This is a genomic window from Arthrobacter sp. 10N44_2 (assembly GCF_056394385.1).
In genome coordinates this window covers 1-13,607 of sequence record NZ_JBFTHT010000013.1, presented here as the reverse complement: position 1 = coordinate 13,607, position 13,607 = coordinate 1, and the positions used below count along the sequence as shown (strand labels likewise).

The 13,607-nt window shown below is 67.1% G+C and carries 10 protein-coding genes and 1 pseudogene; all 11 read left to right on the top strand.

Annotated features, from left to right (window positions below):
- Position 1 precedes the first annotated feature (1 nt).
- Complete coding sequence (locus AC1DBX_RS14195) at positions 2 to 943, top strand: ABC transporter permease (RefSeq protein ID WP_476851820.1); 942 nt, start codon at positions 2 to 4, stop codon at positions 941 to 943.
- On the top strand, positions 940 to 2,811 hold the full coding sequence (locus AC1DBX_RS14190; RefSeq protein ID WP_476872360.1) for a dipeptide/oligopeptide/nickel ABC transporter permease/ATP-binding protein: 1,872 nt from the start codon (positions 940 to 942) through the stop codon (positions 2,809 to 2,811). The genes AC1DBX_RS14195 and AC1DBX_RS14190 overlap by 4 nt, the downstream gene beginning before the upstream one ends.
- Positions 2,808 to 3,683: an ATP-binding cassette domain-containing protein gene (locus tag AC1DBX_RS14185; protein WP_476859415.1), complete on the top strand. Its 876-nt coding sequence runs from the start codon at positions 2,808 to 2,810 to the stop codon at positions 3,681 to 3,683. The genes AC1DBX_RS14190 and AC1DBX_RS14185 overlap by 4 nt, the downstream gene beginning before the upstream one ends.
- Before the next feature lie 123 nt (positions 3,684 to 3,806).
- On the top strand, positions 3,807 to 4,643 hold the full coding sequence (locus tag AC1DBX_RS14180; RefSeq protein ID WP_476932025.1) for a sugar phosphate isomerase/epimerase family protein: 837 nt from the start codon (positions 3,807 to 3,809) through the stop codon (positions 4,641 to 4,643).
- 31 nt (positions 4,644 to 4,674) lie between these two features.
- On the top strand, positions 4,675 to 5,841 hold the full coding sequence (locus AC1DBX_RS14175) for a Gfo/Idh/MocA family protein (protein ID WP_476932024.1): 1,167 nt from the start codon (positions 4,675 to 4,677) through the stop codon (positions 5,839 to 5,841).
- A gap of 94 nt (positions 5,842 to 5,935) precedes the next feature.
- Positions 5,936 to 7,009, top strand: a complete 1,074-nt coding sequence (locus tag AC1DBX_RS14170; protein ID WP_223914553.1) for a LacI family DNA-binding transcriptional regulator — start codon at positions 5,936 to 5,938, stop codon at positions 7,007 to 7,009.
- Positions 7,010 to 7,082: 73 nt separating this feature from the next.
- On the top strand, positions 7,083 to 8,489 hold the full coding sequence (gene uxaC / locus AC1DBX_RS14165; RefSeq protein WP_476932023.1) for a glucuronate isomerase: 1,407 nt from the start codon (positions 7,083 to 7,085) through the stop codon (positions 8,487 to 8,489).
- A complete protein-coding gene (locus AC1DBX_RS14160) occupies positions 8,486 to 9,931 on the top strand; it encodes a mannitol dehydrogenase family protein (RefSeq protein ID WP_476932022.1) in 1,446 nt (481 codons plus the stop codon). Before uxaC ends, AC1DBX_RS14160 begins: the two co-directional genes overlap by 4 nt.
- Before the next feature lie 208 nt (positions 9,932 to 10,139).
- Positions 10,140 to 11,951 carry a beta-glucuronidase gene (gene uidA / locus AC1DBX_RS14155; RefSeq protein WP_476932021.1) on the top strand — a complete coding sequence of 604 codons (1,812 nt, stop codon included), beginning with the start codon at positions 10,140 to 10,142 and terminating at the stop codon, positions 11,949 to 11,951.
- 58 nt (positions 11,952 to 12,009) lie between these two features.
- Complete coding sequence (uidB, locus tag AC1DBX_RS14150) at positions 12,010 to 13,434, top strand: glucuronide transporter (RefSeq protein WP_476932020.1); 1,425 nt, start codon at positions 12,010 to 12,012, stop codon at positions 13,432 to 13,434.
- Between the two features lie 33 nt (positions 13,435 to 13,467).
- A pseudogene (locus AC1DBX_RS14145) lies at positions 13,468 to 13,607 on the top strand (bifunctional D-altronate/D-mannonate dehydratase); the annotation flags it as partial.

Genomic DNA, 13,607 nt, shown 5'->3' with positions numbered 1-13,607 from the left:
CATGATCAGGTTCATTGCGAAACGACTGGGCAGCGGGCTGGTGGTGCTGCTTGTTGTCTCGGCGCTCACCTTCTTCCTGCTCTATATGTCCAGCGGGAGCATCGCCAGGAACATCCTGGGCGATCAGGCCACCGCTGAGCAGGTGGCGATGAAAGAACACGAGCTGGGGCTGGACCAGCCCCTGCTGACCCGCTACTTTGCCTGGGTGGCCGATGCCCTCAGCGGAAACCTGGGCGCCTCCTGGTTCTCCTCGGAACCGGTGGCCAACTCCCTGGCCACCCGGATTCCGGTGACCATGACCATGGTTTTCGCCGCAATGATCCTGATCGCAATTTGTGCCGCACTCATCGGTGTCTTCGCCGCGGTCAAGCGCGGCTGGGTGGACAGGGTGGTCCAGGTTGGCGCCATCATCGGCGACTCCGTTCCGGGGTTCGTGATCGGCGTCATCCTGGTCACCATCCTGGCCATCCAGCTGGGCCTGTTCCCGGCCACCAGCACCATTTCCCCGGATTCCGGGGCCGACGCGTGGGTCTATTCCATGTCGCTTCCGGTGATAGCCCTGCTGATCAACGGCGTCACCGGGGGCGCGCAGCAGATCCGCAGCGCCGTCATCAAACAACTCGAGCGGGACTATGTCCGCACCCTGCGCAGCCGCGGGATCGGCGAGCGGGAAATCCTGTTCAAGCACGTCCTGCGCAGCGCCGCGCCGGCCGGCCTGACGGTGCTGAGCCTGCAGCTGATCGGCATGCTGGGCGGCGTGGTGATCATCGAGCAGATCTTCGCCCTTCCCGGCATGGGTCCGATGGCGGTCGCCGCCACCGGCCAGTCGGATCTTCCGGTGGTGATGGGCGTCGTGATGTACACGGTGGTCGTCGTCATTGTGGTGAACCTGCTGGTGGACATCCTCAATGGCTGGCTCAACCCGAAAGTACGTGTGTCATGAACAATTCTTCCGAAGAAGCCGCCGCAACCGCGGCATCCGCCGCCATTCCGATTCACCCCGGCCAGAGCGGCACCGTGGTCCGGTCCACCGTCATCCGGCGCCTGTTCAGGAACCCGCTGGGCATCGTTGCCATGACCATCCTGCTGGCGATCTCGCTCCTGGCGGTACTCGCCCCGGTCCTGGCGCCCTTCGAGCAGAACTACGCCAACATCGCCAAGACCCTCGCCGCCCCGGACTCCGTAAACATCCTCGGAACGGACAGCGCCGGGCGCGATGTCTGGAGCCGGCTCCTGTACGGCGCGCAGCTGACGCTGCTTTCCGCCCTGCTCTGCGCGGGCGTGGCCATTGCCATCGGCCTGCCGTCCGGCCTGGTCGCCGGGTACTACGCCGGCAAATTCGAGGCAGTCTCCAACTGGGTGGTCGGCATCCTCATGAGCCTCCCCGGGCTGATCGTGCTGCTGACCATCCGGGCGGCCTTCGGCCCTTCGGTCTGGATGTCCATGATCGCCTTCGGCATCCTGATCAGCCCGTCCTACTTCCGGCTGACCCGCACGGCCGTCCAGTCGGTGCGCAACGAGCTCTATGTCGACGCCGCACGGGTCTCCGGGCTGTCCGACCTCAGCATCATCGCCCGCCACATCTTCTCCGTGGTCCGCGCCCCCATCATCATCCAGACCGCGGCGATCGCCGGCGTGGCCATCGCCATTCAGTCCGGTCTGGAATTCCTCGGCCTGGGCGACCCCACCAAGGCCACCTGGGGCGTGATGCTCTCGGAGGGCTTCAAGAACGTCTACCTCACTCCCACGCTGCTCTTCTGGCCGGCACTGGCCATGGCGCTGACCATCGGCGGCCTGGTCCTGCTGGGCAACGCCATCCGCGATGCCCTTGAAGACGGCGAAAAGATCACGCATCGCAAGAAGCCAAGGGGAAACGGCATCAGCAAACGCACGACGGCGGCGCCCGCCGCCGCGCGCCCGTCGCGGAAGTCAGTGGCCGCCGTCGACCCCGGAACCGAACACCACCTGGTCAAGGTGACCAATCTCGGCGTCGGCTATCCGCAGGCAGACGGCTCCATCAAGAAGGTCGTCGACGACGTCTCCTTCCACGTGGACCGCGGCGAGATCCTGGGCATCGTGGGCGAATCCGGTTCGGGCAAGTCCCAGACCGCCTTCTCCATCCTGGGGCTGCTGCCGGACAATGCCCGCATCGTGGCCGGCTCCATCCAGTTCGATGGCAACTACACCGTTGCCCCGGGCGAGGAACGCGTCAGCCAGGAGCGCCTGTCCAAACTGCGCGGCAGGCGGATTTCCTACATCCCGCAGGAGCCCATGAGCAACCTGGACCCGGCCTTCACCATCGGCTACCAGCTCGTGACGCCCATGGTCCGCGTCCTCGGCATCTCCAAGGCCGAGGCCAGGAGGCGGGCCCTGAAGCTGCTCACCGACGTCGGAATCGCCAACCCGGAACGGACCTTCAACGCCTACCCGCACGAAGTCTCCGGCGGCATGGCCCAGCGCGTCCTGATCGCCGGCGCCATCAGCTGCGAACCGGACCTGGTTATTGCCGATGAGCCCACCACGGCCCTGGATGTCACGGTGCAGGCGGACGTGCTGGACCTGCTGCGCGAGCTCCAGCAACGCCTGAACATCGGCGTCATCCTGGTGACCCACAACTTCGGTGTGGTGGCGGACCTCTGCGACCGTGTGGCCGTCATGCAGAACGGCCGGCTCGTGGAGGAAGGATCCGTCCGCGACATCCTGCGCAATCCGCAGGAGCCTTACACGCAAACGCTCCTGGCATCGATGCTTGAGGGCAAGGAACCCATGTCCATGCTCGTTTCCACCGGCCAGAAGGAGCCAGTCGCATGAGCCCCACCGACAGCGCTCCGCTGCTCGCGGTAGACCAACTGATCGTCGAGTACCCCAGCAAGAAGTTCCGGGCCAAGCCCTTCCGCGCCCTGACGGACATCAACATCACCATCGGCCGCGGCGAAACCCTCGGCCTGGTGGGGGAGTCCGGTTCCGGCAAGACCACCCTGGGCCGCGCCATCCTGGGGCTGGCCCCGGTGACCGGCGGGAAGATCAGCTTCGACGGCAAGGACATCAGCCGCGCCACCCGCAAGGACCGGCGGGTCCTGAGCCGTGACCTGCAGGTGGTGTTCCAGGATCCCTACACCTCGCTGAACCCCGCCCTGGAGATCGGCGACATCCTCGCCGAACCACTGGGCGTGCAGGGCATGGACGCCGCGGCGGCCAAAAAGCGTGTGAGGGAACTGCTGGACCAGGTGGGTCTGCCCGCCGACGCCATCAACCGGCTGCCGCGCGAATTCAGCGGCGGACAGCGCCAGCGCGTGGCGATCGCCCGCGCCCTGGCCCTCTCGCCCAAGCTGATCGTCTGCGATGAGCCGGTCAGTGCCCTGGACCTCTCCACCCAGGCCCGGGTGCTGGACCTGTTCCTGCAGATCCAGAAGGACACCGGTGTGTCCTACCTCTTCGTCTCCCACGACCTCGACGTCGTCCGGCACATCAGCCACCGCGTCGCCGTGATGTACCACGGGGAGATCGTCGAACAAGGCCCGGCCGGCGTCGTCACCACCGACCCCGACCACCCCTACACCCAGCGGCTGCTGCTCGCCTCCCCGGTCCCGGACCCGGACCGGCAGGAACAGCGCCGCGCGGACCGGCACCGCCTGCTCGAGACGCAGCGCATGCAGCACGAACAAGCGGGCGCCCTCGCCTGAGGCCACCCGCGCCGTCAGACAGAACGGCCGGCGCCCTGGCGGCAGCACCTAACCGGCAACGAGGGCCCTTGCGGGTCCGTAACACCACGGAGGAATACAGTGGCCAAAATTGGCGTACAAGCGATGATGCTGAAAGACAGCTTCGCCGAAGTGGGGGCGTTCAAGACGCTCCGCAAGGTGAGCGCGATCGGATACAACGCCGTCGAGATCTCCCAGATCCCGATGACCCCGGAGAACGTCGCCGAGCTGGGCCGCGCCCGGAGCGAACTGGGCATGGACATCGCGGCACTGTCAGTCGCGATGGAGACCCCCAAAGGCCGTCCCGGGGACTCCCTGGCGGAGCACTTCGACAAGATCGTGGCGGACGCCAAACGCCTGGACTCCAGCCTCCTGCGGATCGGCATGCTGCCGTTCCCGGCCATGAAGTCAATCGCGGCAGTCGTTGATTTCGCCAAGCAGGCCAACGAGTACGCGGAGCGCCTGCAGGAACAGGGCCTGAGCCTGTATTACCACAACCACCACATCGAGTTCGCGAAGTTCGACGGCAAATTCATGCTGGACATCATTGCCGAGAACTCCCCGGCCATGGGCATGGAAATCGATGTGCACTGGGTGCAGCGCGGCGGCCTGGACCCGGTCCGGACGCTGCAGAAGTACGCCGGCCGCACGGCCATGGTCCACCTGAAGGACTACCGGATCGGAGAACTGCCGGAGTCCTCGTTCGGGCTCCTGGATTCCGGGGACATCATGGGCTTCATGACCGAGTTCAAGAATGTGGTCCAGTTCGCTGAAGTGGGCGAAGGCAACCTGGACTTCGCATCCATTGTTCCGGCCGCCCAGGCCGCCGGCGCCCGGTACCTGCTCGTGGAGCAGGACGAACTCTACGGGCGCACCGTCTGGGACGCGCTGCAGACCTCCCACGACAACCTGGTGGCGCTCGGCCACGCCGACCTTTTCTAACCCACCCCCACTGACTACGGAGAACCACCACATGAGCAAGCAAGTACGCCTGGGCATCATCGGCCTGGGCCAGCAGGGCGGCGCCTACGCCCAGTTCATCACCGACGGCCTGGTCCCGAACATGGTGATCGGCGCCATCTGCGACACCGACCCCGCGAAAAAGGAACTGGCGACCGCCAGATACCCCGACGCGCCCTTCTACGACGACTACATCACGATGCTGGAAAGCGGCGACGTCGATGCGGTCGTGACGTGCGTGCCGCACTTCCTGCACCCGGAAATGGGGATCGAGACCCTCAAGCGCAACATCCACGCCCTCGTGGAGAAGCCGGCCGGCGTCTACACCAAGCAGGTCAGGGAGCTCAACGAATTTGCCGCGGGCAAGCCCGAACTGTCCTTCGCCATCATGTTCAACCAGCGCAACAACCCGCTGTACCAGAAGCTGAAAGAGATCGTCGACGGCGGCGAGATCGGCGGCATCCGCCGCACCAACTGGATCATCACCAACTGGTGGCGACCGCAGGGCTATTACAATTCCAGCGAATGGCGCGCCACGTGGGGCGGCGAGGGCGGCGGCGTTCTGGTCAACCAGGCCCCGCACCAGCTGGACCTGTGGCAGTGGATCTGCGGCGTGCCGAAGTCCGTCTACGCCAAGGTGGCCTACGGCTTCCGCCGCGACATCGCCGTGGAGGACGAAGTCACTGCCGTGGTGGACTACGGCAACGGCGCCACGGGCGTCTTCGTCACCGCGACGCACGACCTCGTGGGAACCGACCGCTTCGAGATCCTGGGCGACCAGGGCAAGATCGTGGTGGAGAACAGCAAAACCGCCACCGTGACCCGCCTGAAGAAGCCCGAGCGTGAACTCAGCGACGGCATGGGCATGGACGATGTCCGCAAACTCTTCATGGGCGAGCTGAATCCCGGCGAGTACTACACCACCGAGGTCATCGAGTTCGAGTCCGCCTGGGGCGCGCAGCACTCCGGCGTCCTGGCGAACTTCGCCGCCAACATCCTGGACGGCACGCCGCTGCTGGCCCCGGGATCGGACGGCATCAAGGGTGTCCGGCTGGCCAACGCCATCCACCTCTCGAGCTGGACCGGCACGGAAGTGGCGCTGGACTTCGACGAGGACGAGTTCCTCGCCGAGCTGAACAAGCGCATCGCGGACGAGGGCAAGTTCGCCGAGCGCTCCTAGCCCGCCCCGCCCAGCCGCAGCAGGGGCCGTTTTGAGCACTCAAAACGGCCCCTGCTGGGGGCTGGTTGGGTTGTTTCCTCGTTAGGATGGGGCGGTGACTGAACCCAAGACGCCGGACGCTGCCGCAACAACAGACCCGGCCAAGAAGCACTCCCGGTCCGGAAAGTCCCACGCCACCATCTACGACATTGCCAAGGTTGCCGGCGTCAATCCTTCGACCGTCTCACGGGCGCTGAGCAAGCCCGGCCGGGTCAGCGCCAAGACGCAGAAACTCATCGAGGACGCGGCCGCCGAGCTGAACTACCAGGTCAATCCGTTCGCCCGCGCGCTGCCCACCGGCCGCACCAACACCTTCGGCCTGATCGTCGCGGACATCACCAACCCCACGTTTTTCGACATCATCCGCGGGGCGGAAACGACCGCCACGCTGCGGGACTACACCCTGGTGCTGGCCGAGTCGGCCGAGTCCGGCGTCACCGAACTGACGGCAGCACGCCGGATGATGGCCACCGTGGACGGCCTCATCCTGGCCAGCCCCCGCATGGACGACGACGACATCCGCGCCATCGCCCGGGACAAGCCGGTGGTGGTCATCAACCGCGAGGTCGACGGCGTGCCGTGCGTGGTTCCCGACGTCAACAAGGGCATCAGCGAGGCAGTCCGCAGCCTGGCCGCCAACGGGCACCACAAGGTTGCCTTTGTTGCCGGGCCGCCGCAGTCCTGGATGTCCGCGCGCCGCTGGGAAGGCGTGCAGGCGGCCTGCGAGTGGTCCCGGCTCGAAGCCGTGCGGCTGGAATCCACCAAACCCACGGTCGACGGCGGCCGCCAGGTGGCGCGCGACGTCCGGGCAAGCGGCGCCACGGCGGTGCTGACCTACAACGACCTCCTGGCCATCGGGCTCATGCAGGAACTCCAGGCCGCCGGCATGGTGGTCCCGGACCAGATCAGCATCGTGGGTTTCGACGACATCTTCGGCGCGGATTTCACCACGCCACCGCTCACCACCGTGCGCTCGCCGTTGGGGGAGTGCGGCTCCGGCGCCGCGACGCTGCTCCTTGATCTGCTGCATGGTGCGGGGGAACCGGCCGCCACGCTGCGCGTCGAGACGGAGCTGGTGCTGCGCGGCTCGAGCGGGCGGCTGCTGCCCGCGGGCCAGCCACACCTGTGAGGCCATCCGCAACTTGATGGCAATTATTGGCAACCGGTTGACAAATGCCGGAGGCAAGCCGGACCATTGATCTATGTCACAGTCGATTGCCGCCAACCCAGACCGGCTTCTGCCCGCGGATCCCGGAACGCGCAGCATTGCGCGCGACCTTCTCCAGCGCGTCCAGGACCTCCCCATCATTTCCCCGCACGGGCACGTTGACGCCGCCGTCATCGAGCACAACAGCCCCTTCCCGGACCCGGCAGCGCTGCTGGTCAGCCCGGACCACTACGTCACCCGGCTGATCCACGCCAGCGGCGTCCCGCTGGACCGGCTCCGGGGCTCGGCCGCGGCGGAACCGGACTCCCGCACGGTCTGGCGCGAGTTCTGCAAGGCCTGGCCGCTCTTCGAAGGCACGGCCTCCGGCTACTGGCTCCGCACCCAGTTCAGCAGCGTCTTCGGCCTCCGGCAGGAGATCAGCGCCGAAACCGCCGACGCCAGCTACGACGCGATCTCCGCCAAGCTGCTGGAGCCCGGCTTCCGTCCCCGCCAGCTCTTCAAGGACTTCAACATCGAGGTGCTGGCCACCACCGACGACCCCCTGGACAGCCTCGCCAGCCACGCGGCGATCGCCGAGGACCCCACCTTCCACGGCCGCGTCCTGCCCACCTTCCGCCCCGATGCCTACCTCAACATCGCGCACCCCACGTGGAGTGCGAATGTTGACCGGCTTATTGCGGCAGCGGGCGACGGTGCCACCGGCTATGCCGGCTACCTCACCGCCCTGGAAAACCGGCGCCGCTACTTCGTGGACCACGGCGCAGTCTCGGCCGACCACGGCGTCCGGACCCCGGCAACGCTCAAGCTCGACGCCGGCGACGCGGCCAGGCTGTTCGACCGCGCCCGCTCGGGCCAGGCCACGGCGGCCGACCGCGACGACTTCGAGGCCCACATGATGTACCAGATGGCACGGATGTCCGTGGAGGACGGCCTGGTCATGACCATCCACCCGGGGTCCTACCGCAACCACCACGAACCCACCTTCAACGCCTTCGGCGCCGACACCGGCCACGACATCCCGTTCGCCGTCAACTACACCGAGGCGATCCGTCCGCTGCTGCAGGACTTCGGCACCGCCAAGGACTTCCACCTGGTGCTCTTCACCCTCGATGAGACCGTGTTCTCCCGCGAACTCGCGCCGCTCGCGGGTTTCTACCCGTCGGTCTACCTCGGTGCGCCATGGTGGTTCCTGGACGCGCCCGACGCCATGCTGCGCTTCCGCTCGGCCGTGACCGAAACCGCAGGATTCTCCCGCTCGTCCGGCTTCATCGACGACACCCGCGCCTTCTGCTCCATCCCCGCGCGCCACGATGCCTCCCGCCGGATCGAGGCCTCCTTCCTGGCCAGGCTGGTCGCGGAGCACCGCGTCAGCGAGGACCGCGCCCATGAACTGATCGTCGACGTCGTGGACGGCTCACCCCGACGGGTGTTCAAACTGTGAGCGCCGAACTGACATCCGCACAGGAATCCGAGGTCGAGGCCGCCGTGGAACTTCCCCAACTGAGCCGCCGCCTGCACCCCGGTGCGACGGCGCCTGCGCGGATCGTCCATCTGGGGCTGGGCGCCTTCCACCGCTCGCACCAGGGCTGGTACACCCACCAGGCGTCCGACGCAGCGGACTGGGGCATTGCGGCCTTTACCGGACGCCGCCCCGACGCCGCCCTGGCGCTGGCCGAACAGGACGGGCTCTACACGATCGTGAACCGGGCCGACGGCGGCGACACCTTCACCGTTGTCAGCAGCATCGTCGAAGCCGTGGACGGGGCGGATGTCCAGCGCCTGGCGGAGCTGGTTGCCGCGCCGGCCACCGCGGTGATCACCCTGACCATCACCGAGGCGGCCTACCGGCTCCGCGCCGACGGGCAGCTTGACCGCGCCGCGCCCGACGTCGCCGCCGACCTTGCGCTGCTGGCGTCCGGCAGCGCCAACCCGGCGACGCCGCTGGGCCGGCTGGTGCTGGCCCTCGCCGCCCGCCGGGCTGCCGGGGCGGGACCACTCGCCGTCGTCTGCTGCGACAACCTTTCCAACAACGGCACCGTCGCGCACAATGCCGTGGCAGGCATGGCCGGGGCGTGGGACGCGGACCTGGCCGGATGGATCGACGCCAACGTCAGCTTCGTCAGCACCTCGGTTGACCGCATCACTCCCCGCACCACGGCCGCGGACATCGCCGCCGTCCAGGCCGCGTGCGGCTACCGCGACAATTCGCCCGTGGTGGCCGAGCCCTTCTCCAACTGGGTGCTCAGCGGGGAGTTCCCCGCCGGGCGGCCGCGCTGGGAAGACGCCGGAGCCGTGTTCGTCGCCGAGATCGAACCGTACGAAAACCGCAAACTCTGGCTCCTGAACGGCGCGCACTCCCTGCTGGCCTACGCCGGCCAGCTGCGCGGCCACACCACCGTGGCCGAGGCCCTGGCAGACCCGCTGTGCCTGCGGGCCATTGAAAGCTTTTGGGACGAGGCGGAGGCAAATCTGTCCGGGCCGGCGGGACATGCCGCCGAGCTGCAGATCCCGGCCTACCGCGCCGCCCTGCTGGAGCGATTCGGCAACGCCCGGATTGCCCACCACCTCGCACAGATCGCCATGGACGGCAGCACGAAGCTGCGGATGCGCGCCGTTCCGGTGCTGCGGGCCGAGCGTGCCGCGGGCAGGCCCGGCGCGGCGGCCGCGCTCATGATTGCCGCCTGGATGGACTACAGCGCCGCCTCGGCCGCGCTCCAGGATCCGCTGGCCGAGGAGGCAGCCGCAGCCAACCGGCTCGCGGGCGCCGAGCGGACCCGTGCGCTGTTGGCCCTGGTGGATCCGGCCCTGGCCGGTGACCGTTCCGTTGTGGAACTCATTGAAAGCTTGCGCGGAACGTTCGGGGAGCAGGCTGTCTCCCCGTAACGCCCTGCGTGCGAGCAGCGCTGCCCGGTCCCGGATCATCGGGAGCCGGGCAGCAGCGTTTCGATGTACTTTCAATAAATCTATGGCAACCGCTTGCCATTTGATTGCCAAGTGATTAGGATTACAGCAAGAGCACAAACCGGCCCCGCGGCCGGACCCTAAAAACCCTCCCCGGCACTGCCCGCAAAGACGCGATAGGACCTCCCCAATGCTCAAGCCCCAGGCCAGCGAAACCCGCGAGATCGTCAACCTCGACGGCCTGTACCGCTTCAAGGTCGACCATGACCGCTCCGGCCACCGGGACGAATGGTTCAAGGCGCCCCTGGAAACCGGACTGGAAATGGGCGTCCCGGCCAGCTACAACGACGTCTTCCCCGACAAGGCTGTCCGGGACCACGTGGGCTACGTCTGGTACCAGCGCGACGTCCGCGTCCCGCGCGGCTGGGCAGGGGAGCGCATCCACGTCCGCCTCGACTCCGCCACCCACGAAGGCATGGTGTGGGTGGACGACACCCTGGTGGCACAGCACACCGGCGGCTACATGCCGTTCAGCGCAGACATCACGGACCATGTGACACCCGGACAGGCCTTCCGCCTGACGGTCTCGGTCAACAACGAGCTCACGCAGGCCACCATCCCGCCCGGGACCATCACCGTCACCGGGGACGGCCGCCGGCAGCAGAGCTACCTCCACGATTTCTACAACTACGCCGGCCTGCACCGCAGCCTCTGGCTCTTCAGCACCCCCGCGGTCACGGTCGATGACATCACCGTCGTCACCGGCTTCGAAGGAACCGCCGGCAGCGTCGACTACACGATTGCCACCGCCGGCGGAACCGGCAGCGAAACGGTCACAGTTTCCCTCCGCGACGCCGACGGCGTCGAGGTCGCCCGCGCCGACGGCGCCCGCGGCACCCTGGCGGTCGCCGACGTCGTGCTCTGGAAGCCCGGCGCGGCCTACCTGTACAGCCTCACCGCGCAGATCCGCGACGGCGGCCGGCTGCTGGACAGCTACACCCTGCCGGTCGGCGTCCGCACCGTGGAAGTCAGCGGCAAGGAATTCCTCATCAACGGCGAACCGTTCTACTTCACCGGCTTCGGCATGCACGAGGACCACGTGGCCATCGGCAAGGGCCACAGCAACGCCCAGATGGTCAACGACTTCCAGCTCCTGGACTGGGTGGGCGCCAACTCGTTCCGGACCTCGCACTACCCCTACGCCGAGGAAGTCATGGAGTTCGCGGACCGGCACGGGATCGTCGTGATCGACGAAACCGCCGCCGTCGGGCTGCACCTGGGCTTCGGCGCCGTCTTCGGCGGCATCGCCAAGAAGACCTACGTCGAGGGCGGAGTGGACGCCAACACCGCCGCCAACCACCGGCAGGCGATTACCGAACTCGTCGCCCGCGACAAGAACCACCCCTCCGTCGTGATCTGGTCGATCGCCAACGAACCCAACGGTTCCGAGGAGGGTGCCCGCGAGTACTTCGCACCCCTCGCGGAGCTGACCCGCAGCCTGGACCCCACCCGGCCCGTCGGCTACGTCAACGTCCTGTTCGACACCCCGGACAAGGAACTGCTCGGGGACCTGTTCGACGTGATCATGCTCAACCGCTACTACGGCTGGTACGTCGATAACGGCGACCTCGAAACCGCCGAGCAGCACCTCGAGAAGGAGCTGCGCGAGTGGGAAACCAAGTACGGCAAGCCCATGATCATGACCGAGTACGGACCGGACACCATGCCCGGCTTCCACTCCATCTATGAACAGCCCTGGAGCGAGGAATACCAGGCAGCGTTCCTGGCCATGTACCACCGGGTCTTCGACCGGGTCGACGCCATGGTCGGTGAACAGGTCTGGAACTTCGCGGACTTCCAGACCTCCAACGGCATCATGCGCGTGGACGGCAACAAGAAGGGCGTCTTCACCCGGGACAGGCGGCCCAAACCCGCCGCCTATGCCCTGCGCCAACGGTGGACGGCACTGGCCGGCACCAAGAACAGCACCTCCAAGGCGTAGGCCTCACCGCACATTTTTCGCCGGACCCAGGTCCGGCAACGGGTAAAGGAGCCCAATCATGAAAAAGCTGAACAAGCTCAGCATCGTCGGCTATGGCGCCGGCGACGCCGCAAACAACCTCGCCTTCACCACCGCCACCATGTTCCTGCTCGTGTACTACACGGATGTGGCCGGAATCTCCGCCGCGGCCGCCGGCACCCTGCTGCTGGTGGTGCGGATCTTCGACGCCTTCGCCGACGTCTTCGCCGGCCGCGTGGTGGACCGGACCTACAGCAAGCGGTTCGGCAAGTTCCGTCCGTTCATCATGTTCGGTTCCATCCCGTTGCTGCTGCTGAGCGTGGCCACCTTCTCCATCCCTGAGCTCGGCGAATCCGGCACCCTGCTCTACGCCTACGTCACGTACGCAGCCCTGGGCCTGGCCTACAGCCTGGTCAACATCCCCTACGGCTCCCTCGCCGGCGCCATGACCCAGGACCCCGCGGAACGCGCCAAGCTCGGCTCCGCCCGGATGATCGGCGGAATGCTGGTCGGCTCCGCCCTTGGCATCTTCGTGGCCCCTTTGATCAAGCCGGGCGCCAACCTGCAGGCAACGTTCACCACCATCACCCTTGTCTTCGTCGTCATCGGCGCGGCCCTGTACCTCTTCACCGTCCTGACCGCCAAGGAGCGGGTCCACCGCGCCGTCCCCAACGTCACGTTCAAGCAGAGCATGGACACCCTCAAGGGCAACAGGCCGCTGCTGATGCTGTGCGTGAGCTCCTTCTTCTTCCTGACCGGCTACCTGGCCCTCACCTCGGTCCAGCTGTACTACCTCCGCGATGTCCTGGGCCGGCTGGACCTGTACCCCGTACTGTCCATCACCCAGCTCGTCCTCACCTTCGTGCTGGCCGGGTTCATGCCGAAGCTGGTCCGGAACCTTGGCAAAAAGCGCGTCTACATCTTCTCCTCGCTGCTCACGGTCATTGGCGGCGCCATCGTCTTCTTCACCCCGGCAAGCCAGGTCTGGATCGGATTCACCGGCCTGATCATCAGCCTCGTGGGCGTGCTGGCGGTCAACATCGTCGTGTGGGCCCTCGAGGCCGACACCGTGGAGTACGGCGAATGGAAGACCGGAGTCCGGACCGAGGGCATCACCTACGCGTTGTTCTCCTTCACCCGCAAGACCGGACAGGCCGTCGGCGGTGCGCTCGCCGCCTACGCCCTGGCCCTGGGCGGCTACAAGTCCGGCGCCGTCCAGACGCCCGACGCCGTCTTCGGCATCCAGATCGCCGCAGGCGCCCTGCCGGCCGTCATGACCATCCTGGCCGTGCTCGTCATGGCCAAGTACACGCTTACCGATGCCATGCACGCCCGGATCCTCGCCGAGATCCAGGCCCGCCGCACCGGCGGCGACAGTTCTTCGGCCGGCGTTCGGCCGGCCGGCACCGCCGGCGGTGCCCCCACCGTTCCGGCCGGCGCCGGGCCGCTGGCGCCGGGCAACTAAGACACCCCCTGTAAGAGCAGAAAAGGACCTGTTGTGAAAATCATTGCCGCTGAAGTGTTCGTCACCAGCCCCTCCCGGAACTTCGTGACCCTGCGGATCACCACCGAGGACGGCGTGACCGGGATCGGGGACGCGACCCTGAACGGGCGCGAGCTCGCCGTGGCCGCCTATTT